The following is a 22,336-nucleotide window of genomic DNA, read 5'->3' on the forward strand; positions in this document are numbered from 1 at the left end:
GCCATGGCTGACGCGGTCGACAAGGATTCGAAAACCGAAGAGGCGACGGAAAAGAAGATCCGCGACACCATCGAACAGGGCAAGCTGCCCCATTCGCGGGAGACAGCGCTCTTTGCCTCGTTCGTTGCCATACTGGTGTTCACCGTCTTCTACGCCAAGGATGCGATCATCGATCTCGGCATGTTCCTGTCGATGTTCCTGGAGAAGCCGGAAGCCTGGCCAATGGACACCGAGACCGACGTCATCGCGCTTTACAAGATCGTCCTGCTCGAGGTCGGCCGCGCCGTCCTGAGCTTGATGGTGCTGCTGACCGTCGCCGGCGTCGGCGCCTCGGTGTTCCAGAACATGCCGCAATTCGTAGGCGAGCGGGTCCGGCCGCAACTCTCGCGCATTTCGATCGCCAAGGGTTGGAACAGGCTGTTCGGCATCCAGGGTTGGGTCGAGTTCCTGAAGTCACTCGGCAAGGTCGGGTTTGCCATCGTCGTGCTGAGTTTCACCCTGTCGGAAGACCACCGCAAGCTGCTCGCCGGGATGATCACCAATCCGGTCGCCTTCGGTCTCGTCATCCGCGGCATCGCCGTCGACATCCTGGTGGCCATCGTCTTCGTCATGGGGCTGATCGCGGCAGTCGACATCGTCTGGTCGCGCTTCCACTGGAAGCAGGATCTGCGCATGAGCAAGCAGGAGGTCAAGGACGAGTTCAAACAGTCCGAGGGCGACCCGATCGTCAAGTCGCGGCTGCGCTCCCTGGCGCGCGACCGGGCGCGCAAACGGATGATGACGGCGGTGCCGCGCGCGACGCTGATCATCGCCAACCCGACGCACTTCTCGATCGCGCTGAAATATGTGCGCGACGAGGACTCGGCGCCCATGGTGCTGGCCAAGGGCCAGGATCTGGTGGCGCTCAAGATCCGCGAGATCGCGCGGGAACACAACATCCCGGTCTTCGAGGACGTGGCGCTCGCCCGCTCCATGTACAAGCAAGTTTCGGTCGATAATGTGATCCCGTCACAATTCTACCAGGCCGTCGCCGAACTGGTGCGGATCGTCTACTCGAAAAAGGCTGAGCGCAGACAGATTTCATGAACCGGCAACCGCACGCAAAATCCCGCGAGATCATCGTCGCCAGCGCCATCGAGCAGGTGGTGGGCGAACTGAGGCTGATCGATGTCGCCGACTACATCGCCTTTATCCGGCTGGAGCATTTCGCATGCCTGTCGGACCTGGTCGATTCAGCGGTTGAGTTGTTCTTCATGCCGGGCACTCTGCGGCTCGGCCATGGTGGTGAGGCGCATGTCGACTGGAGCGGGAGCCCGCGCATCGTGCTCGATCTGGAACTGAGGCCGCCCGGCGTCACCGTCTATTTCCAGCTGACGCTGAGCGAGCTCGGCGCGTCGGTGGCGGTCAACTACGTATCGTTCGAGAAGCCGGGCGAAGACCCGGAGCGCAACACGGCGCTGCTCGAAGCGGTGATCGAAGAGGCGCGTATCCGCAAGGTCGAGCCGCTGGCCTATCGCTGATCGCTTTCGAATTCCTCTATTCGATCAAGCCCAGCCGCAGCGCCTTGGCAACGGCCTGGTTGCGATTGACGGCGTTGAGCTTCTGGGTCGATTGGGTCAGATACTGGTTGGCGGTGTGCACCGACAGTTTCAGGAGTCGCGCGATCTCCTCGCTGGTGTTGCCGTTGGCGGTCAGCTTCAGGCATTCGAGTTCGCGCTTGGAGATTGCACGCATGCGGCCGGCATCGCCCGGACGGATGCGGGCGACGGCGGCGAACAGCGAAAAGCAGCGGGCGTGTATTTCGTAGAGCGCATCCTGCTGCAAGGTCATCTCCGAGCCCAGGAACACGACAAGACCGCATTGGCCGCGGTCGGCGTGCACGGGAAAAGCGATGCCGCTGGTTCCGGGCACCAGCGCCGCCATCCGCTCGGTCCAGGCGAAATCGCCAAACAGCTCCGCCGTGGCAGGGACGCCGTCATCCGTCCACCAGCGCGGTTCGGTCGAGATGCGGGTGTGGCGCACGATCTCCTCGCCGTTGGCGCCTGAGATGAACTTGGTCGCCACCGCAATGCCGGGATAATCGGAATCGAAGCATGGCACGAGCCGCGCCCGCTCGGGCGAGGGGCTTACGAAGAAGAGGCCGAAAGCCGAGGCATTCATGTCAACGGCGATCCAGCGGCAGCGGCGCACGGCATCGGGAATGGTGACCGCGTGATGGGTTTCGGAGCCAAGGGTGAAGGCCCCGAACGGGTTGCGCTGCTCGTTGAAAAGGGCTTCGGCCGTTTCCTTGATATCGGCGTGTTTCAAATGATGCCGCTCCTGATCGCCGTGGCGATGGCCATCGCGCGGTTGCTGGCCGCGAATTTTTGGATGGCGTGGGTGATGTAGCTGTTGACGGTGTTGGAGGAGACGCCAAGGATGACGGCGACCTCGTCGGTGGTCTTGCCTTCGGAAACCCAGAACAGGCATTCGCGCTCGCGATCCGACAACGGGTCCTGCATGGCGGCGGCGGCAATCAGTTGCGGGATGTGCGAGAGCGCGTAGCAGCATTTCAGCTGCGCGCGCATCAGCGCCGGCTGGTCGATGCTGCCGGCGGTCGCCGCAGAGAACAGGGCAAACAGGCGCTGGCGGCCGACATTGAGGCGCAGCGAATAGATCTCGGCATGGCCGAGCACGTCGAGAAGGCGGGCTTCCTCGCCGGTGACCAATCCGTCTGCTTCTGGTGCTTGAGATGCCACCAGCGGCTGTGGGCGGATGCCTGGCGCGACGGTGAGCGCGCCTTGCGCAAGCCCGGCGATCAATCGCTTGCCGATCAGCTCGATGGCATCGAAAATCCAGTTGGAGGAGACGATGCGCGCATCGTTGCGGTCCTGGTCGTGGACGATGGCGACCAACATGTAGCTGTCGGCGCCGATCTCGGCGGTCAGTTGCATGAAAAAGCTGGTGAGATCGCCGCGCGACGTCAGGCGCGAGCCCAATGTGTCGGATTGAAGACGTGCGGCGGGACTGCTCATTCTTGTTGCTTTTGGCCGGAATCGTTTCTGCTGTCCGGATACTGGAAGCCAGCCGCCGAACCCGAATACGCATTACTTTGACGAAGACACACGCGTGGCGCAGGGCTGCACCGAACCAAATCCCGAATCCATTCAGGGAACGCGAAGCCGTCCGCGTCTGGTGCCGGAAAAGCTCCGGAACAAAAGACTTTGGGTGGTCGCCGCGCCCCCCAGGACCGGCTGATTCGGGTCTAATCTACCCGCAGTTGAATCTGACATCAAACGCGATTTGACAAAATCGAATCCGGTGGACTCATGTGCGACTCACAAGTCGGTTTTCGCGCCCTGGACAGAAGACCGGGACGCGAAAGTCTTCGCCGGCCACCTCGGCGGCTGGTCGATTTCGCCAGGCTCGGGAGCATTGGACAGACGGGCGCGCCGGTTGCTGTGCCGAAGGCTGGGGCCCTGGCCCGATAGTGGGAGCCGGGCGATGTTGCCGCCCGGTCCCGGTGGTCCTTTGCTTATGCCTGTCGTTGTCCCAAAACCGCCAGATGCTCCTGGACGACAGGCATTTACCGATCCTCGAACCCGGTCAGCACGCCGACCGCGTTGATGCCGATCTCCTCGACGGCATAGCCGCCTTCCATGATGAACAGCGTCGGCAGGCCGAGCCTGGCGATGCGGCGGCCGATCTTGGGATAATCAGACGTCTTCAGCTTGAACTGGCTGATCGGGTCCTTCTCGAACGTATCGACACCCAGCGAGACGATGACGACATCCGGTGCATAAGCGGCGAGCCTGCCGCAGGCATCCTCGAGCGAGGCGTTCCATGCATCCCAGTCGGTGCCGAAGGGCATCGGATAATTGATGTTGAAGCCTTCGCCGGCACCCGCGCCGCGTTCGTCGGCATGGCCGAGGAAGAACGGGTACTCGACCATCGGATCGCCATGCAGATTGAGCACCTGGACGTCGGCACGGTCGTAGAAGATCTCCTGCGTACCGTTGCCGTGATGGTAGTCGACATCGAGGATCGAGATGCGTTTGGCGCCGTGGTCGCGGAACCATTGCGCGGCGACGGCGGCGTTGTTGATGTAGCAGTAGCCGCCCATGAAGCCAGCCCCGGCATGGTGGCCGGGCGGACGGCAGAGCGCGAAGGCGGAAGCCTCGCCATCCTTGAGCAGGCCGGCGGCGGTCAGCGCTACGTCGTAGGAAGACTTGATCGCGGCCCACGTGCCTTCGACGAAAGTGGCGCCGGCATCGAAGGAATAATAGCCGAGCAGCGCGTCGACGCGCTTTGGCGGCACGTCGCCGCGCAGGCCGCGCGTCGGCCAGGTGAAGGGCATCGCCGTGCCTGTGAGGCCTGCTTCCAGCCATTGCGGCCAGACCGTCGGGAGAAAGTCGATATAGTCTGATTTGTGGATGCGCTTGGCGGCGGCGAGGTCATGTTCGTGCGGCGCGATGATGGGACCCAGTTTCTCGCTTTCGACCCGCGCCTTGATGAATTCGGCCCTCGATGGCTTTTCGAAACCCGGCACGATGGCTGATGTGACCAGTTCCATTTGACCGGCATGGCCGGCGTGAAGGGGGGAGAAAACAGTCTTCATAAATTCCTCTCGAAGTGCGAAATCAGTCAAGATTCAAGATTGAGATAAGGGCTCACCAGAGCGAGCCACATTCTTTCCACATCGTCCTCGATGAGGTCGTATGTCTTGCGGTCTCTTTTCAGCCCGACAAGCCGGCAGGCGTGCCCGACGTCCATCATCAGCACGCCGAGCCGGCTGGCGATCTTGTCTTCAAGCGCCGGGTTCACATGCTGCAGCCATGCGGCGTAGAGCGCGATGATCTGCTCGTCATATTCGTTCTGGATCGGCCTGAGGTCGGCGTTGCCTGAAATGGCCTCGATCACCGGCATCAGGCTGGCGTTTTCGAGGTAGAGTCTGGACGTGTCGATGAAGAGCTTGCGCACTTCCTGCCGAAACTCTTCACGGTTGGTGGGCGGGGCGACCTTGATACGCTTGGCGATCACCTCGGGAAAGGATGACAGCCAGCGCCGGGCGAGGTCCAGAAGAATGGCTTCCTTGTTGGGAAAGTATTGGTAGATCGAACCAACCGACAAGCCTGCGCGCTGCGCAATGGCGAGCGTCGTCGGCGTCTTGGTTCCTTGCTCCCGCGTCAAGACCAGCGCTGCGTCGAGAATCCGGTCGACCACCTTGCTGGAGCGTTGTTGCCGCGGCTGTTTGCGCGGTTCGAGCGCTATCCTGGTTTTGCGGTCGAGACTGCGCTTCACCGTCCGATGTCCTCGTTCCCCGCCCGGTCTCAACATGGTGGGAGCTTGCTGTCCACGATACATTCCAGATTCGGTATGTTGACAAACGCGAATAATCAGTCGCATTCTTTATCCACGCTGCCTCTTGGGATGACAAGGGGAATTTCCAAGACAGCGCGCTGGCATTCTTTTTCGTCCCATGGCGCCGCTCCGGTGGAGTGGCAGGTCGTTGGCCAAGAGGTTGTCGGTCTCAGTCAGTCGTCAAAAGCGCGGAGTCGCGATGTCTGTCACAGGTGCAGGTCACAATGCGGATCTGATCGTCATCAGTGGTCGTGTACTGACCATCGACGACGACAATCCCACCGCCGAGGCCGTCGCCGTCAAGGACGGCGCAATCATCGCCATCGGCAGCCGCGCCTCCATCGAAGAGTTCAAGGGACCGGCCACCAAGGTAATCGACGCCAAGGGCGGCTCCGTCCTGCCGGGTTTCATCGAAGCCCACATGCATCTGTTTTCGGGCGGGGCTGAACTTGCCCACCTTCAACTCACCGGTATCCATGGCTTCGAGGCGCTGCAGAAGGCGATCCGCGACTATGCGCCTACCCGGCCCGACGCGAAGATGCTGGTCGGCCAAGGCGTCGACTATACCGTGCTCGGCAGCGAGCGCGTGACGCGCCATCACCTCGACGCCATTTTGCCCGATCGTCCGTTCTGCATGGCGGCGCCCGACCATCACACCATGTGGGCCAACACCAAGGCGTTGGAAATGGCCGGCATCCTGCAGGGGCGCATGCTCGGCCCTGGCAATGAGATTGTCATGGGTGACGATGGACTGGCCGCCGGCGAATTGCGCGAAGGCGAGGCCTTTGGCCCGGTGCTCGACCTTGCCGGCGAAAGCCGGGTGCGGCTGGGGCTGTCGACCGGCGGCGAGCCGGACCCGATGCCGACGGCGGCCGAGCGGGACGCCGACCGCGACATTATGCGGCGCGGGCTCGCCTGGTGCGCCCGCCACGGCATCACCTCGATCCAGAACATGGACGGCAACCTCTATCAGCTTGAGCTGCTGGCCGAGATCGAAGCCGAGGAAGGCTTGCCCTGCCGCGTCAAGATCCCGTTCCACTACAAGAATTTCATGACGCTCGACATGCTCGACAAGGCATCTGGTATGGCCGAAAGCTATAACAGCGAATGGCTGTCGTCGGGCATGGTCAAGGTGTTCTACGACGGGGTGCTCGATTCCTGGACAGCTGTCATGGTCGAGCCATATGCCGACCGGCCCGACTGGGTGGGCGAGCCGCTGTTCACGCCGCAACAATTCATCGATCTGGCCGTCGCGGCCGACAGGCGCGGGCTGCAGATCGCCGTGCACTCGATCGGCGACGGCGCGGTGCGCGCGGTGCTGGACGGTTATGAGGCGGCGCAGAAGGCGAACGGCAAGCGCGACAGCCGTCACCGGGTCGAGCACATCGAGGTCACCACCACATCGGATGTGCCGCGTTTCGCAGAACTCGGCGTCATTGCTTCCATGCAACCGCCGCATCCGCCCGGCGCCATGGATTTTCCGCTGGAGCCGACGGTGTCGCGCATCGGGCCGGCACGCTGGCCGCTGAGCTATGCCTGGCGGACCTTGAAGGATGCCGGCGCGCATGTCGTCTTCGCATCCGATTGGCCGGTGTCGCCGATCGATCCGATCCTGGGCATTCAGGCGGCAGTGTTGCGCAAACCATGGGCAGAAAGCGACCCGGATCAGAGTTTCTCGCTGCATGAAGCGATCGCCGGTTACACGATCGAGGGCGCCTACGCCGAATTCGCCGAGCACCGCAAGGGCACGCTGAGATCGGGCTACATGGCCGATCTGGTGGTTTTGTCGATGGATATCGAGAACACCGCCCCGGCCGATCTGCACAAGGTGCGGCCGGTGACGACGATTTGCGGCGGCAAGATCACCTATCAGGCCTGACTATGGCATGGGGCTTGCAGGCCTCAATGACTGACTGAACTGTGACCCAATGCCGGGCTTGCCAACCCACCGGCCATGTGGTCACATCGAACAGGGGAAGAGCTCCGCCAGCAAGAGCGGGGTCAACAGTGAGGCGTAATCGTGCCGGACAAACCGGATCGGAATGCGATTGAAGTAGTAAACGTCAGCAAAATTTTCGGATCAGGTGAGGGGCAGGTGGCTGCCCTCGACACGGTCTCGGTATCTATCCGCGAGAACGAATTCTTCACGTTGCTGGGGCCATCCGGCTGCGGCAAGACGACGTTGCTCAGGCTGATCGCCGGCTTCGATTTTCCAACCGCCGGTGAAATCCTGCTCTACGGCCAGGACATCGCGCCGCTGCCACCCTTCAAACGGCCGGTCAACACCGTTTTCCAATCCTATGCGCTGTTCCCGCACATGACGGTCGCCGACAATATCGGCTTTGGCCTGGAAATGCTGGGTAAGCCGAGGGCCGAGATCAAGGCGCGCGTCGCCGAGATGCTGAAGCTGGTCAAGATGGAGGCACTCGCCGGTCGTCGCACCAGCCAGATCTCCGGCGGCCAGCAGCAGCGCGTGGCCTTGGCCCGCGCCTTGGCACCGCAGCCGAAGGTGCTTTTGCTCGACGAGCCACTGTCGGCGCTCGACTATAAGCTGCGCAAGGAGATGCAGATCGAGTTGAAGCGGTTGCAGCACGAGACCGGCATCACCTTCATCTTCGTCACCCACGACCAGGAAGAAGCGCTGACCATGTCCGACCGCATCGCGGTCATGTCATCGGGCAAGATCCTCCAGGTCGGTTCGCCCTGGGATATCTACGACAAGCCGGCCGAACGCTTCGTCGCCGACTTTATCGGTGAAACCAACTTCCTGACGGCCGCCATCAGCGAGATGGCCAACGGCAAGGCGCGCGCCACGCTCAAGTCCGGTGCGACCATCGAGGCGACCGTGGCCCAGGGTTTCCAGCCCAAGCCCAATGCCACGGTCGTGGTTCGGCCTGAACACGCCAAGCTGACCAAGGCCAAGGGCGAACTGTCGGGGAGGGTCGATAATATCGTCTATTTCGGTACCGACACCCACATCCATGTTCATCTCGACAGCGGCGAACTCTTCACCGTACGCCAGCAGAACACGCGCAGCGCGGGCTGCGGTTTCGAGAAGGGCGACGCGGTCGGCATCCTCATCGGCAGCGATGCCGCCCAGGTCCTGAAGGACTGACGATGGCGACCGCGGAAGAAGTCGCCAAGGCAGCGGAGCGGCGCGATGTCCGCGACCGCTGGCTTTTGTCAGCGCCAGCGCTGCTGGTCATTTTCCTCGCCGCGACCGGCCCCTTGCTGATCGTGCTCGTCTACTCGTTCCTGACGCCAGGCTCCTATGGCGACGTGAAGTGGCAGTTCTCGCCGGAAGCCTGGATAGCGGTGTTTCTGGAACGCGATATCTTCGACGACACGCTTTCGATCGCCGCCGCCCACGTCACCATCTTCCTGCGCTCGATCAAGCTCTCGGTGGTGACGACGATCGCCACCTTGGTGCTTGGTTTCCCGACCGCCTATTTCATGGCGACGCGCAGCGAAAAGACCCGCGATCTCTGGCTGTTCCTGATCACCATTCCGTTCTGGACCAACCTTTTGATCCGCACCTTCGCGGTGCTGCAGATCATCCGCAACGAAGGCATCATCAACACAATGCTGCTCAAGCTCGGCATCATCTCGGCGCCGATCCAGATCCTCTACACCGACACGGCGATCCTGATCGGCATGGCCTATGTCTACCTGCCGCTGATGGTGCTGCCGATCTACGCCAGTATGGAAAAGCTCGATTTCCGGCTGGTCGAGGCGGGCTATGACCTTTACGCCACGCGCTTCCAGGTGCTGCGGCGGATTATCTTTCCGATGGTCAAGCCGGGCGTCATCGCCGGCTCCATCCTGGTCTTCATTCCAGCGCTTGGCGCCTATGTGACGCCGAGCGTGCTTGGCGGCGGCAAGAACATGATGCTGTCCAACCTGATCGAATTGCAGTTCGGGCAGGGCCGCAACTGGCCACTCGGCTCGGCGCTGTCGATCGCCGTCATGATCATCGTCATGGTGGCGCTGCTTGCCTATGTGCGCAATGCCGGCAAGTCGGGGGTGCGTCATGGCTAAGAACTTTTCCATCAAGCACCAGCCAGGATTCAGCGCGATCGCCGCGACCTGCTTTATCGTGCTGTATCTGCCGATCATCGTGCTGGTCATCTATGCCTTCAACGCGGCGAGCTCGACCTCCGAATGGGGCGGCTTTTCGCTGAAATGGTTCCAGTCGGCATGGCAGAACACGCAGGTCGTCGATGCCACGCTGCGTTCCTTCCAGATCGGCTCCATTGCGGCGGTGCTCTCCACGATCTTTGCCACCATGGCGGCGCTCGCCACCACCCGCACCGCGTCCTATCCCGGCCTCACCTTCAAGTATGCGGCGATCAACCAGCCGCTGATGGTGCCCGAGATCGTCACCGGGGTGGCGCTGCTGATTTTCTTCTCGCGCATCAAGATCTTCACCGGCTATTCCGGCATCGGCTATCTGGTCGCCGCGCACACGGCGTTCTGCATTCCCTTTGCCTATTTGCCGATCCGGGCGCGGCTTGAGAATATGGACCTGACGCTGGAGCGTGCCGCAGCCGACCTCTACGCGACGCCCTGGAAGACGTTCCGGCGCATCACGTTGCCGCTTCTGTGGCCCGGCATCCTGGCCGGGCTGATGCTGGCCTTCGTCATCTCGCTCGACGACGTCGTCATCACCGAGTTCGTCAAATCGGGCGGCCAGGACACGCTGCCCACCTACATGCTCGGCCAGATCCGCCGCGGCATCACACCCGAGATCAACGCGATATCGACCGCCTTCCTGCTGCTCTCGGTTGCCATCGTCACGTTGTTTTTCTTCGTCAGCAGGAAACGAGACTGAACCGAAAAATGGGAGTTAAAACCATGAACTGGAAGACAACAGCAACCGCCATGGGGTTGGCGTTGCTCGCCTCGACGGGCCTGGCCCGCGCCGACGGCGTGCTCAACATCTACAATTGGGGCAACTACACCAGCCCCGACGTGATCAAGAAGTTCGAAGCCAAATACAACGTCAAGGTGACCATCACCGATTACGATTCCAACGACACCGCGCTGGCCAAGGTTCGCCAGGGCGGCACCGGCTTCGACATCGCGGTGCCGTCGCAGACCTATGTGCCGATCTGGATCAAGGAAGGTCTCCTGCTCGAGACCGATCCGGGCAAGATGGAGAACTTCAAGAACGTCGCGCCGGAATGGGCCAATCCCGAGTTCGATCCGGGCCGCAAATATTCGGTGCCGTGGGCCTGGGGCACGATCGGCGTCGTCGTCAACACCGATGCCTACAAGGGTCCAGCCGACAGCTGGGGCATCGTCTTCAACACGCCGGACGAGCTGAAGGGCAAGGTCAACGTCGTTCCGGAGATGGGCGACGTCATCTTCGCGGCGATCAAATATGTCGGCGGCCAGCAGTGCACCGACGACAAGGCGGTGCTGAAGAAGGTGCGCGACCTCCTGGTGGCGGCCAAGCCGAACTGGATCGCCATGGAATACAACACCATCGAGAAGATGGGCGCCGGCGATTTCAAGGCGACCAGCGACTGGAACGGCTCGGCACTGCGCCAGCGGCTGGCCAATCCGGCCATCCACTACAACTATCCGAAGGAAGGCTTTGGCCTGTGGAGCGACAACGTCGTCGTTCTGAAGGAAGCCAAGAACGTCGACAATGCCAAGCTGTTCCAGAACTTCATCATGGATCCGGAAAACGCGGCGGGCCTCTCGGCCTTCCACCGCTATGCCAACGCCATCACCGGCTCGGACAAATACATGCCGGCGGACATGAAGGATGCGCCGGAAGTCGTCATTCCGGCCGATGCCAAGCCGAAAGGCGAATTCCAGAAGATGTGCCCGCCGGAAACGCAGGAACTCTACACCAAGATCTGGACCGAACTGCAGAAGTAACCGCTGCATGAGAGACCCGGCGGCACATGCCGCCGGGTCTTTTCTTTTCCGGGAATGGCCTTTCATGGACTCCTATCGCAACAGCGATCCGCGGCCGCCGATCATGCAGGGCTCGCCGCCCGCCATGGTGCCGCCGAAGCTCGACTGGGACCGGCCGCCATGGAACCGCTGGGCGTTCCAGCACATCCGTGAAATTCTGCCGACCGCCGAAGTCTGGCGCGGCAACGGCCATCGCCGCCGTCTCGAACGCGCCGAGGTCGATCTTGACGGGCTGGCGGTCGAGGACAGCGAGGGCAAGCCGACGACACTCGCCGGGCTGCTCGACGAGACCTATACGGACGGTTTTCTGGTGCTCAAGGACGGCAAGGTTGCCTATGAGCGCTATTTCAACGGCATGGACGAGCGCACGCTGCACCTGTCGCAGTCGATGGCGAAGTCCGTCACCGGTTCGGTGTTCGGCATACTGGTCGGGCGCGGCCTGATCGATCCGGCCAGACCGGTAAGCGACTACCTGCCGGAACTCGGCGCTACCGGCTGGGCCGGCGCCAATGTGCAGCATGTGCTGGACATGACCAGCGGCGTCCGTTTCTCCGAGGAATATACCGACCGCTATTCCGACATCGGCCAGGTCGATGTCGCCACCGGCTGGAAGCCGGTGCCGCTTGGCAGCGATCCGGATTTTCGCTGGCCCTCGCACATGTTCGAACTGATCCTGGGCTTGAAGGAAACGGTCCGTCCGCACGGGGCTCAATTCGAATACCGCTCGATCGAGACCGATGTGCTCGCCTTCATCATGGAGCGGGTGACAGGCAAACGGCTGCCGCAACTGGTTTCGGAAGAACTCTGGCAAAAGCTCGGCGCCGATGAAAGCGCCTGCTTCACGGTCGACAGCGCCGGCTATGCGGTGGCCGACGGCGGTTTCAACGCGACGCTGCGCGATTATGGCCGCTTCGGCCAATTGATCCTCGACAATGGTGGCGGCGTCGTGCCGGCCGGCTGGGTCGAGGACACGCGCAACGGCAGGCATGGGCCGGACTTCAGCCCCAGCCTGCCGGAGGGCAGCTATCGCAACCAGTTCTGGATCGAGGACCCGCGCTCGCGCGCACTGATGTGCCGCGGCGTGTTCGGTCAGATGATCCATATCGACTGGAACACCGGAATGGTCGTGGTGAAGCTTTCGACCTGGCCGGATTTCGCCAATGGTGCCTATTCCATAGCGACGCTGAAAGCCGTGCACGCTATCGCCACGGCACTTCGCTGAGCCCCCACAAAGAAGAAACGACCCGGAAGGAAACGCCATGACCGGCAAAACCGTGTTCGAGACCCGCTATGGCTTCCGGCGCAACCAGGTCGTGCTCGCCAATTGGCGCGAGAACCCGTTCAACCGGTGGTCGTTCCAGAATCTCGGCGAACTGGTGCCGACCGCCCGGGTGACGGCGACGTCGGGCGTTGTCGAAACCCCCGTGCGCGATATGGGCGGCCTGCTCGGCGAGAAGGTCGCGATCGCCGGCACACCGGAGACAGTGGCTGATTTTCTCGCACGTTCGAGCACCGACGCACTGACGGTGATGAAAGGCGGCAGGATCGTCGGCGACTGGTTCGCGCCGCATATGGATTTCGGCGCCCGCCACATCATCTTTTCGATCAGCAAGTCGCTGACCGCCATCATTGCCGGCATACTGGAAGGCGAGGGGGTGTTCGACCCGGAAGCGCCGGTGACGGCCTACATCCCCGAAGCCGCCGGCTCGGCCTATGGCGATGCGAGCGTGCGGCATGTGCTCGATATGAGCGTCAGTCTCGATTTCGAGGAAGCCTATCTCGATCCGGAAAGTGCTTTCGCCCGCTATCGCCGTGCCACGCTGTGGAATCCGGGCGGCGGTACGGAGAGCCTGCGCGAATTCATCCTGACCCTGCAACGCCTTGCAGAGCCGCATGGCCAGACCTTCCGCTACCGCTCGCCGAATTCCGACCTGCTCGGCCTGCTGCTCGAGCGTGCGTCGGGCCAGCGGTTCACCGACCTGATGCGCGAGAAGCTGTGGCTGCCGCTCGGCGCTGTCAGCGAAGCCTCGATCGGCGTCGACATGGAGGGCACGGCGCGCACGGCCGGCGGCATTTCGGTGACGCCGCGCGACCTGGCGCGTGTCGGCGAGATGATGCGGCAAGGTGGCATGGCCAATGGCCGCCGCATCGTACCGGAAGCCTGGGTGCGCGACACGACCAGCACTGGCGGCAGTGCGGACGCCTGGCAGCGCGGCGCGATGCTGCCACTGTTTCCCAAGGGCCGCTACCGCAACAAATGGTACCAGACTGGACACGAGAACGGCGCCTATTGCGGCATCGGTATCCATGGCCAGTGGCTGTATGTCGATCCCAGGACCGAAGTGGTGATCGCCAAGATGTCGTCGCAGCCGCAGCCTGTCGACGATCCGCTCGATATCGAGATCGTCGCGTTCTTCGAGGCGCTCAGCCGGATAATCTAGCGCGGCTGTCCACCACATTAGCATACGCTTTCCTGTGGACCCGCCGGGCTGATCGAAGCGCGGCGGTTGGCGGGCCGGACGTCTGCGCCTATGGTCGCCGCTCTTTGGATGAGAGCAGGAACGACATGGCATCCGACATCAAGCGCATTGCAGCCATCATCGCGGCCGAGATCAGCGCGCGGCCCGAACAGGCGGCCGCGGCGATCGAACTGCTCGATGAGGGCGCGACAGTGCCGTTCGTGGCGCGCTACCGCAAGGAAGTCACCGGCGGGCTCGACGACACGCAATTGCGCGATCTTGCCGAACGCCTTGCCTATCTGCGCGAGCTCGACGCGCGCCGCGACACCATCCTTGGCTCGATCCGCGAACAGGGCAAGCTGACCGAGGAGCTTGAAGGCAAGATCGTCGCCGCCACCACCAAGGCGGAACTTGAGGACATCTACCTGCCCTACAAGCCCAAACGCCGGACCAAGGCCGAGATCGCCAGGGAGCGCGGGCTGGGGCCGCTGGCCGAAGCCATCTTGGCGAACCGCTCATTGGTGCCTGCCGAACTGGCGCTGGCCTATGTCAACGAAGAGGTGGCCGATACCAAGGCGGTGCTCGAGGGCGCGCGCGACATCCTGTCGGAACAATTCGCCGAGAATGCCGATCTGGTCGGCAAATTGCGCAGCTACATGAAGGAGCGCGCCTTCATGCGGGCCAGGGTGGTCGACGGCAAGCAGGAGGCCGGCGCGAAATTCTCCGATTATTTCGACCATGTCGAGCGTTGGGCAAATGTGCCGAGCCATCGCGCGCTGGCGATGCTGCGCGGCCGCAACGAGGAAGTGCTGTCGCTCGACATCGAGGTCGATGCCGATGACAGCTCACCGGTGAAGCCGGTCGAGCGGATGATCGCCGATGCCTATGCCATCGGCGGCAGCCTTGCGGGTGACAGATGGCTGATGGAGGTGGCGGGCTGGACCTGGCGTATAAAACTGTCGCTGCATCTGACGCTCGATTTGATGCGCGATCTGCGCGAGCGGGCGGAGGAGGAAGCGATCCACGTCTTTGCCCGCAACCTCAAGGATCTACTGCTGGCCGCTCCCGCCGGCTCGCGCGCCACGATGGGGCTCGACCCCGGCATCCGCACCGGCGTCAAGGTGGCGGTGGTCGACGGCACTGGCAAGGTGCTGACAACGACGACGGTCTATCCATTTCCGCCCAGAAACGATGTGCGTGGCACGCAGGCGGAACTCGCCAAGCTCATCCGCCTGCACAAGGTCGAGCTGATTTCGATCGGCAACGGCACCGGCAGCCGCGAGACCGAAAAGCTGGTGGCCGACATGCTGTCCGACATGCCGGCGGACGGTGGCCCCAAGCCACTGAAAGTGATCGTCAGCGAGGCCGGCGCCTCTGTCTATTCGGCATCGGCGACGGCGGCGGCGGAATTCCCCGGCCTCGACGTGTCGTTGCGCGGCGCCGTGTCGATCGCCCGGCGGCTGCAGGATCCGCTGGCCGAACTGGTCAAGATCGAACCCAAATCGATCGGCGTCGGCCAGTACCAGCACGATGTCGACCAGTACCGGCTCGGCCGCTCGCTGGAAGCGGTGGTCGAGGACGCGGTCAATGCCGTCGGCGTCGATCTCAACACTGCCTCGGCGCCGCTTTTGGCGCGCGTTTCAGGTCTGGGCGCATCGCTGGCCGACGCGATCGTTGCGCATCGCGATGCGACCGGGCCCTTCGCCAGCCGGAAGGACCTGCTCAAGGTGCCGCGGCTCGGACCTCGGGCCTTCGAACAATCCGCCGGCTTCCTGCGCATTGCCAATGGCAGCGAGCCGCTCGACGCCTCGTCGGTGCATCCGGAGGCCTATGGCGTGGCGAAGAAGATCGTCGCTGCCTGCGGGCGCGATGTGCGGTCGTTGATGGGCGACAGTGCCGCGCTCAAGGCACTCGACCCACGCGTCTTCGTCGACGAGCGTTTCGGCTTGCCGACGGTGCGCGATATCCTGGCGGAGCTGGAAAAGCCCGGCCGCGACCCGCGCCCAGGCTTCAAGACGGCGACCTTCGCCGACGGCATCGACGACATCAAGGATCTGAAGCCCGGCATGCTGCTGGAAGGCACGGTCACCAACGTGGCCGCCTTCGGCGCCTTCGTCGATATCGGAGTGCATCAGGACGGGCTGGTGCATGTCTCGCAGCTGGCCGATCGGTTCATCAAGGATGCGCATGAGGTGGTCAAGGCCGGCGACGTGGTGAAGGTGCGCGTCGTCGATGTCGACATCAAGCGCAAGCGCATCGCGCTTTCCATGCGCAAGGATAGCGGCGAGGGTGGTGCTCCGCGCAGCGGACCGCGCGACAATGGCGGCAGGCCGGCGCCACGTTCGCCGGCACCCCAGCAACGCCAGCCGGAGCGGCCGGCGCAACAGGGAGCGTTCGGTGCTGCTTTGGCGGATGCGCTGAAGCGAAAGTAGCTACCACGCCAGAACGGCCGGTTCCTTCTCGACCTGGCCCAGCAGCCAGTCGCGAAAACTGGCGACCGGCGGATGGCCGCGCTTGTCGTGCGGGACGACGAGATAGTAGGCACTGCGGCTTTGCATGGGCTGGCCTGGCGCCGGCACCAGCTGGCCGCGCTGCAATTCGCCTGCAATGAGGATCAACGGCAGCAGCGCCACGCCGAGCCCCGCCATGCAGGCTTGGGCGGCGGTGCCGAACTGTTCGAACTGCATGCCGGGCCCGGTCGGCGCGCTCAGGCCCTGATGCTCGAACCATTCTGTCCAGGCGCCAGGACGCGTCGCCATGTGCAGCAGCGGCAAGCGGCCGATATCGGCCGTTGAGGCGATGGCGCGGCCGGCGAGGAATTCGGGCGACACGACCGGCGCCACGGTTTCGCGCACCAACAGTGTCGAGTCGGCCTCCGGCCAGTCCGGCAGGCCGTAGTGGATGGCGGCATCCAGCCTCTCCCTGGCGAAATCGAAGCGGCCGACGCGGGTGACGAAGTTGATGGTGATATCGGGATTGTTTTCGACGAAATCGGGGATCATCGGCATCAGCCAGCGCGTGCCGAAGGTCGGCAAAATGGCAAGGTTCAGGATACCACTATGCCGATTGCTCATCAATCCAAGGGCTGCGTCACGCAATTGCCCAAGTGCTGAACGCACCGCCTCGGCGTAGATCTCGCCCGATGTCGACAGCCTGACATTGCGGCTGTCGCGTTCGAACAGCCGGCGGCCGAACTGATCTTCCAGAAGTTTGATCTGGCGGCTGACCGCGCCCTGGGTCAGATCGAGCTCCTGGGCGGCGGCGGTGAAACTGCCGAGCCGGGCCACAGCCTCGAAGGCGGCAAGGGCGCTGATGTTGGGCAAAAGGCGGCGCTGGACACTCATGATCCATTCCTAATGCTCATTGATCGGTGAATCAATTTCGTTTGATTTTTTCGAGGCACAGGCCGATAGAACGGGCCAACATTTTGCTTCACGCGTGTCATCGTTTTGAGCGACATGCATTGGTTTGGGAGAACGTCATGGCCGCCGACAAGAACGCATTCGTCTGGGAAGACCCGTTCCTGATCGAGGGCCAGCTTTCGGAAGACGAGCGCATGGTGCGCGACGGGGCGGCCGCCTTCGCCGCCGACAGACTGGCGCCGCGGATCGAGGACGCCTACCTCAACGAGACCTTCGACACCGCGATCTTCCGTGAAATGGGCGAGGCCGGCCTGCTCGGCATCAACATCCCTGAAGAATTCGGCGGGCTTGGCGCGAACTACGTCACCTATGGGCTGGTCGCACGCGAAGTAGAGCGCGTCGATTCCGGCTATCGGTCGATGATGTCAGTGCAGTCGTCGCTGGTGATGTATCCGATCTATGCCTATGGCTCGGACGAACAGCGCAAGAAGTACCTGCCCAAGCTCGCCAGCGGCGAGTGGATCGGCTGTTTCGGCCTGACCGAGCCGGATGCAGGCTCCGACCCCGGCGGTATGAAGACGCGCGCCGAGAAGACCGCCAACGGCTACAAGCTGTCCGGTTCGAAGATGTGGATTTCCAACGCGCCCGTCGCCGATGTGTTCGTCGTCTGGGCGAAGCTGAAGGGGGAGAACGGCAAGGACGAGATCCGTGGCTTCGTGCTGGAAAAGGGCATGAAAGGGCTTTCGGCGCCGAAGATCGGCGGCAAGCTGTCGCTGCGGGCGTCGATCACCGGCGAAGTGGTGATGGAAGGCGTCGAGGTCGGTGAGGACGCGCTGCTGCCCAACGCAAAGGGCCTTGGCGGACCGTTCGGATGCCTCAACCGGGCTCGCTTTGGCATTTCCTGGGGCTCGATGGGCGCCGCCGAGGATTGCTGGCACCGCGCCCGCCAATACGGTCTCGACCGCAAGCAGTTCGGCAAGCCGCTGGCCGGCACGCAGCTCTACCAGAAGAAGCTTGCCGACATGCAGACCGAAATTGCGTTGGGATTGCAGGCGTCCTTGCGCGTCGGGCGGCTGCTGGATGAAGGCAAGATGGCGCCGGAAATGATCTCGATCGTCAAGCGCAACAATTGCGGCAAGGCGCTGGATATCGCCCGCCAGGCCCGCGACATGCATGGCGGCAACGGCATCCAGATCGGCTACCACGTCATGCGCCACGCGCAGAACCTGGAGACGGTCAACACCTATGAAGGCACGCATGACGTGCATGCGCTGATCCTGGGAAGGGCGCAGACGGGGTTGCAGGCATTTTTCTGAGCCGGTAACCGTTGCTTAAATTAGGTGCACCGCAACATCTCTGCTTGGAGAATGGTCGCCAGATGTGTCAGGGTTCAGCGAAATCGTTTGAAACGCTGAATTCCGGGGCCCCATGGCAATTCTGGCAGCCGTCTACCACCTGACCCATTACAAATACGACCGGCCGGTGGTTCTCGGGCCCCAGATCATCCGGCTGCAGCCGGCGCCGCATTCCCGTACCAAGGTGCTGAGCCATTCGCTCAAGGTCGAGCCGGCGAACCACTTCGTCAATCTGCAGCAGGATCCTTACGGCAATTTCCTCGCCCGCTTCGTCTTTCCGGAGCCGGTGACGGAGTTGAAGATCGAGGTTGACCTCGTCGCCGACATGACGGTCTACAATCCGTTCGATTTCTTCGTCGAGCCGTCGGCCGAGGCGTTTCCGTTCGAGTATCCGGAAGAGATACGCGACGATCTCGCCATCTATCGCACTCCGGAGCCGGCGGGACCGCTGCTGTCGGCGCTGCTGAAGACCATCGATCGCAGCGCTGCCAACACCGTCAATTTCCTGGTCGATCTCAACGCGCGGCTGCAGCGCGAGATCGCCTATATCGTGCGCATGGAAACCGGTGTGTTCTCGCCGGAAGAGACCTTGGCCGCGAAAAAGGGATCGTGCCGGGATTCGAGCTGGCTGCTGGTGCAGATCCTGCGCAATCTCGGCATCGCGGCGCGCTTCGTTTCCGGCTATCTGGTCCAGTTGAAGCCCGATCTGGTGGCGCTGGACGGTCCAGCCGGAACCGCCGTCGACTTCACCGATCTGCATGCGTGGTGCGAGGTCTATCTTCCCGGCGCCGGCTGGATCGGCTTCGATCCGACCTCGGGCCTGCTCACCGGCGAGAGCCATGTGCCGCTGGCCGCCACGCCGCATTTCCGCAACGCGGCCCCGATTTCCGGCATGGCGAGCTTCGCCAATGTCGAATTCGGCTTCGAGATGCGGGTCGACCGCATCGCCGAACATCCGCGCATCACAAAGCCATTTTCGGACGAAAGCTGGCAGGCGCTCGACGCTCTGGGCAACAAGGTCGATAAAGCACTTGCCGCCGGCGACGTGCGGCTGACGATGGGCGGCGAGCCGACTTTCGTGTCGATCGACGATTTCGAGTCGGCCGAATGGAACACCGCCGCCGTCGGTCCCACCAAGCGCGAAAAGGCCGACGAACTGATCCGTAAACTGCGCGAGCGCTTTGCGCCGGGCGGCTTTCTCCATTACGGCCAGGGCAAATGGTATCCGGGCGAAAGCCTGCCGCGCTGGACCTTTTCGCTCTACTGGCGTGCCGACGGCCAGCCGGTGTGGAGCGATCCGTCGCTGATCGCACGCGAAAAGAGCGAGGCCGATATCGGCCCGAAGCAGGCCGAAAGCCTGCTCACCGCGATTGCCGGCGAACTCGGCATCGACAAGGCCATGGTGAGCGAAGCCTATGAGGATCCGGCCGAATGGCTGCTCAAGGAAGGCAAGCTGCCCGACAATGTCGATCCGTCCAACTCCAGGCTGGAGGATCCGGAAGAACGCAGCCGCATGGCGAAAGTGTTCGAACGCGGGCTGACCAAACCGTCCGGCTATGTGCTCCCCGTCCAGCGCTGGAACAGCCAGGCATCGGATCCGCGCTGGCGTTCGGAAAAATGGAAGACGCGGCGTGGCCGGCTGTTCCTGGTGCCAGGCGATTCACCGGTCGGCTACCGGCTGCCGCTCGGCACGTTGCCCTATGTGCCGCCGGAGCAATTCCCTTATATCGTGCCGGTCGATCCATCACTGCCACGCGGCCCGCTGCTCGCGCGTGAAGCCATACTGGCCGGACCGGCTCCAGCCGAACTGGAAGGCGCCGACGAGATGGCGCGCCGCCAGCAGGCGGCATCGTTCACCGCTGCGACCGGCCAGCAGGAGCGGGTCGAGCAGGAGATCACCGAGATTGGCGGCGCGGTGCGCACCGCACTTTCGGTCGAGCCGCGCGATGGCCGGCTTTGCGTGTTCATGCCGCCGGTCGAGGCGCTGGAAGACTATCTCGAACTGGTCGCGGCGGCCGAGAACGCGGCGAAGGCGATAGGCCTTCCCGTGCACATCGAAGGCTATGGCCCGCCGCACGATCCGCGCCTCAACGTCATCCGCGTCGCGCCTGACCCAGGCGTCATCGAGGTCAACATCCATCCTGCTTCCAACTGGCAGGATTGCGTGGCGACGACGACGGCGATCTACGAGGAGGCGCGGCAGACACGGCTTGGCGCAGACAAGTTCATGATCGATGGCCGCCACACCGGCACCGGCGGCGGCAACCATGTCGTGGTCGGCGGTGCGACACCCAATGACAGCCCGTTCCTGCGAAGGCCGGACCTGCTGAAGAGCCTGGTGCTGCAATGGCAGCGCCATCCGTCGCTGTCCTACCTGTTCTCCGGCCTGTTCATCGGGCCGACCAGCCAGGCGCCACGCTTCGACGAGGCGCGTCACGACTCGCTCTACGAGCTTGAGATCGCTATGGCGCAGGTGCCGCATCCAGACCAGGGCAACGCACCCTTGCCATGGCTGGTCGACCGGCTGTTCCGCAATTTGTTGACCGACGTCACCGGGAATACGCATCGTTCGGAAATCTGCATCGACAAGCTGTTTTCGCCCGACGGACCGACCGGCCGGCTGGGGCTGGTCGAATTCCGCGGCTTCGAGATGCCGCCCAATGCGCGCATGAGCCTCGCGCAGCAACTTTTGGTGCGCGCCATCATCGCCCGTGCGTGGAAGAACCCGCTCGACGGCCGCTTCGTGCGATGGGGCACTTCTCTGCACGATCGTTTCATGCTGCCGCATCATGTCTGGGCCGATTTCCTCGACGTGCTCGACGACCTCAAGCTCAACGGTTTTGAGTTCCGTCCCGAATGGTTCGACGCCCAGCTCGAATTCCGCTTTCCGTTCTGCGGCGAGGTTCAGCATGCCGGCATCAAGCTGGAACTGCGCCAGGCGCTGGAACCGTGGCATGTCATGGGCGAGCAAGGCGCGATCGGCGGCACCGTGCGCTTCGTCGATTCCTCGGTCGAACGGCTGCAGGTCAAGACCGAAGGGCTGAACCCGGAGCGCCACGCAGTCGTCTGCAACGGCCGCATCGTGCCGATGAAGGTCACTGACAATCGCGAAGTGGCGGTGGCAGGCGTGCGCTTCAAGGCCTGGCAGCCGGCATCGGGCCTGCATCCGGCGCTGCCGGTCAACACGCCGCTGGTCTTCGACATCTATGACCGATGGTCGGGCCGTGCGGTCGGCGGCTGCGTCTACCATGTCGCCCATCCCGGCGGGCGCAATTACGACACCTTTCCGGTCAATGGCAACGAGGCGGAAGCTCGGCGGCTCGCCCGCTTCGAACCGCGTGGCCATACGCCATCCGCCTATGTGATCCGTGAAGAACAACCGGCGGAAGATTTCCCGATGACCCTTGACCTTCGGCGGCCGGCAAGACTCTGATCAGCAATGGCAAAGGGGAATCACAAGAGGGGACGCGGCAAGCCGCAGACCCACAGCCTGCTGGAGCACTACCAGCCTATCGACGGCGTCGTCGACGAGATGGTCGATGCATCGGGCAATCCTCGCCCGGCCTGGAAGCATTTTGTCGAGGCGCTCGAGGAACTCGGTGCTGAAAAGCTCGGCCAGCGCTTTGCCCGCGCCGACCAGTATCTGCGCGATGCCGGCGTTTATTACCGCGTCTATGACAAGGCCGGCGCCAATGAACGCGAATGGCCGCTGGCGCATGTCCCGGTTCTCATCGAAGAGAGCGAGTGGGCGGCGATCAGCGCCGGCCTCGTGCAGCGCGCCGAACTGTTCGAGGAAACCATCGCCGATATATACGGGCCGAACCGGCTGGTCGAAAAAGGCATCCTGCCGGCGGGATTGATCGCCGCCAGCCCCGAATATTTTCGGCCTGTC

Annotated in this window: 18 protein-coding genes; 13 read left to right on the forward strand and 5 right to left on the reverse strand. The window is 63.0% G+C overall.

What is annotated here, in order from left to right; translation table 11 throughout:
• Positions 1-3 precede the first annotated feature (3 nt).
• Both flhB and EN932_RS02830 read left to right on the forward strand, forming a co-directional pair.
• Complete coding sequence (gene flhB / locus EN932_RS02825; RefSeq protein ID WP_027161440.1) at positions 4-1,086, forward strand: flagellar biosynthesis protein FlhB; 1,083 nt, start codon at positions 4-6, stop codon at positions 1,084-1,086.
• Positions 1,083-1,520 carry a hypothetical protein gene (locus EN932_RS02830; protein WP_024502682.1) on the forward strand — a complete coding sequence of 146 codons (438 nt, stop codon included), beginning with the start codon at positions 1,083-1,085 and terminating at the stop codon, positions 1,518-1,520. The genes flhB and EN932_RS02830 overlap by 4 nt, the downstream gene beginning before the upstream one ends.
• Before the next feature lie 16 nt (positions 1,521-1,536).
• Here EN932_RS02830 and EN932_RS02835 read toward each other — a convergent pair whose 3' ends face one another.
• From EN932_RS02835 to EN932_RS02850, 4 genes are all read right to left on the reverse strand, one after another.
• Positions 1,537-2,307 (reverse strand): helix-turn-helix transcriptional regulator, encoded by a 771-nt coding sequence (locus EN932_RS02835; RefSeq protein WP_027161441.1) that lies wholly within the window; start codon positions 2,305-2,307, stop codon positions 1,537-1,539.
• Positions 2,304-3,014, reverse strand: a complete 711-nt coding sequence (locus EN932_RS02840; protein ID WP_024502680.1) for a helix-turn-helix transcriptional regulator — start codon at positions 3,012-3,014, stop codon at positions 2,304-2,306. Before EN932_RS02840 ends, EN932_RS02835 begins: the two co-directional genes overlap by 4 nt.
• A 551-nt stretch (positions 3,015-3,565) precedes the next feature.
• A complete protein-coding gene (locus tag EN932_RS02845; protein ID WP_127367437.1) occupies positions 3,566-4,597 on the reverse strand; it encodes a histone deacetylase family protein in 1,032 nt (343 codons plus the stop codon).
• Between the two features lie 26 nt (positions 4,598-4,623).
• A complete protein-coding gene (locus tag EN932_RS02850; RefSeq protein WP_244506862.1) occupies positions 4,624-5,385 on the reverse strand; it encodes a TetR/AcrR family transcriptional regulator in 762 nt (253 codons plus the stop codon).
• Between the two features lie 154 nt (positions 5,386-5,539).
• Between EN932_RS02850 and EN932_RS02855 the strand changes: the two genes are divergently transcribed.
• The 8 genes from EN932_RS02855 to EN932_RS02890 all read left to right on the forward strand — a co-directional run bounded on the left by EN932_RS02855 (position 5,540) and on the right by EN932_RS02890 (position 16,159).
• Positions 5,540-7,219 (forward strand): amidohydrolase, encoded by a 1,680-nt coding sequence (locus EN932_RS02855; protein ID WP_127369444.1) that lies wholly within the window; start codon positions 5,540-5,542, stop codon positions 7,217-7,219.
• 141 nt (positions 7,220-7,360) lie between these two features.
• Positions 7,361-8,455, forward strand: a complete 1,095-nt coding sequence (locus tag EN932_RS02860) for an ABC transporter ATP-binding protein (protein WP_027161444.1) — start codon at positions 7,361-7,363, stop codon at positions 8,453-8,455.
• A gap of 2 nt (positions 8,456-8,457) precedes the next feature.
• Entirely contained in the window at positions 8,458-9,378 is a 921-nt protein-coding gene (locus EN932_RS02865; protein WP_013529815.1) for an ABC transporter permease, read from the forward strand.
• Complete coding sequence (locus EN932_RS02870; RefSeq protein ID WP_013529816.1) at positions 9,371-10,171, forward strand: ABC transporter permease; 801 nt, start codon at positions 9,371-9,373, stop codon at positions 10,169-10,171. Before EN932_RS02865 ends, EN932_RS02870 begins: the two co-directional genes overlap by 8 nt.
• A gap of 23 nt (positions 10,172-10,194) precedes the next feature.
• Complete coding sequence (locus EN932_RS02875; RefSeq protein ID WP_027161445.1) at positions 10,195-11,229, forward strand: extracellular solute-binding protein; 1,035 nt, start codon at positions 10,195-10,197, stop codon at positions 11,227-11,229.
• A 64-nt stretch (positions 11,230-11,293) separates the two neighbouring features.
• Entirely contained in the window at positions 11,294-12,490 is a 1,197-nt protein-coding gene (locus tag EN932_RS02880) for a serine hydrolase (protein ID WP_127368316.1), read from the forward strand.
• Positions 12,491-12,527: 37 nt separating this feature from the next.
• A complete protein-coding gene (locus tag EN932_RS02885) occupies positions 12,528-13,709 on the forward strand; it encodes a serine hydrolase (protein WP_127368317.1) in 1,182 nt (393 codons plus the stop codon).
• 125 nt (positions 13,710-13,834) lie between these two features.
• Positions 13,835-16,159, forward strand: coding sequence for a Tex family protein (locus EN932_RS02890; RefSeq protein WP_127368318.1), 2,325 nt, complete (start codon positions 13,835-13,837; stop codon positions 16,157-16,159).
• Here the strand turns inward: EN932_RS02890 and EN932_RS02895 are convergent, their stop codons facing one another.
• Positions 16,160-17,071 carry a LysR family transcriptional regulator gene (locus EN932_RS02895; protein ID WP_127368319.1) on the reverse strand — a complete coding sequence of 304 codons (912 nt, stop codon included), beginning with the start codon at positions 17,069-17,071 and terminating at the stop codon, positions 16,160-16,162. It abuts the gene before it with no gap.
• Positions 17,072-17,208: 137 nt separating this feature from the next.
• Between EN932_RS02895 and EN932_RS02900 the strand changes: the two genes are divergently transcribed.
• The 3 genes from EN932_RS02900 to EN932_RS02910 all read left to right on the forward strand — a co-directional run.
• Positions 17,209-18,405 (forward strand): acyl-CoA dehydrogenase, encoded by a 1,197-nt coding sequence (locus EN932_RS02900; RefSeq protein WP_013529824.1) that lies wholly within the window; start codon positions 17,209-17,211, stop codon positions 18,403-18,405.
• Positions 18,406-18,517: 112 nt separating this feature from the next.
• Complete coding sequence (locus EN932_RS02905; RefSeq protein WP_127368320.1) at positions 18,518-21,877, forward strand: transglutaminase family protein; 3,360 nt, start codon at positions 18,518-18,520, stop codon at positions 21,875-21,877.
• Between the two features lie 6 nt (positions 21,878-21,883).
• Positions 21,884-22,336, forward strand: a 453-nt coding sequence (locus EN932_RS02910; RefSeq protein WP_206618910.1) for a circularly permuted type 2 ATP-grasp protein, incomplete at its 3' end; no start/stop codon positions are given.

It is taken from the genome of Mesorhizobium sp. M7A.F.Ca.US.002.01.1.1, assembly GCF_004022955.1.
GTDB lineage: Bacteria > Pseudomonadota > Alphaproteobacteria > Rhizobiales > Rhizobiaceae > Mesorhizobium > Mesorhizobium ciceri.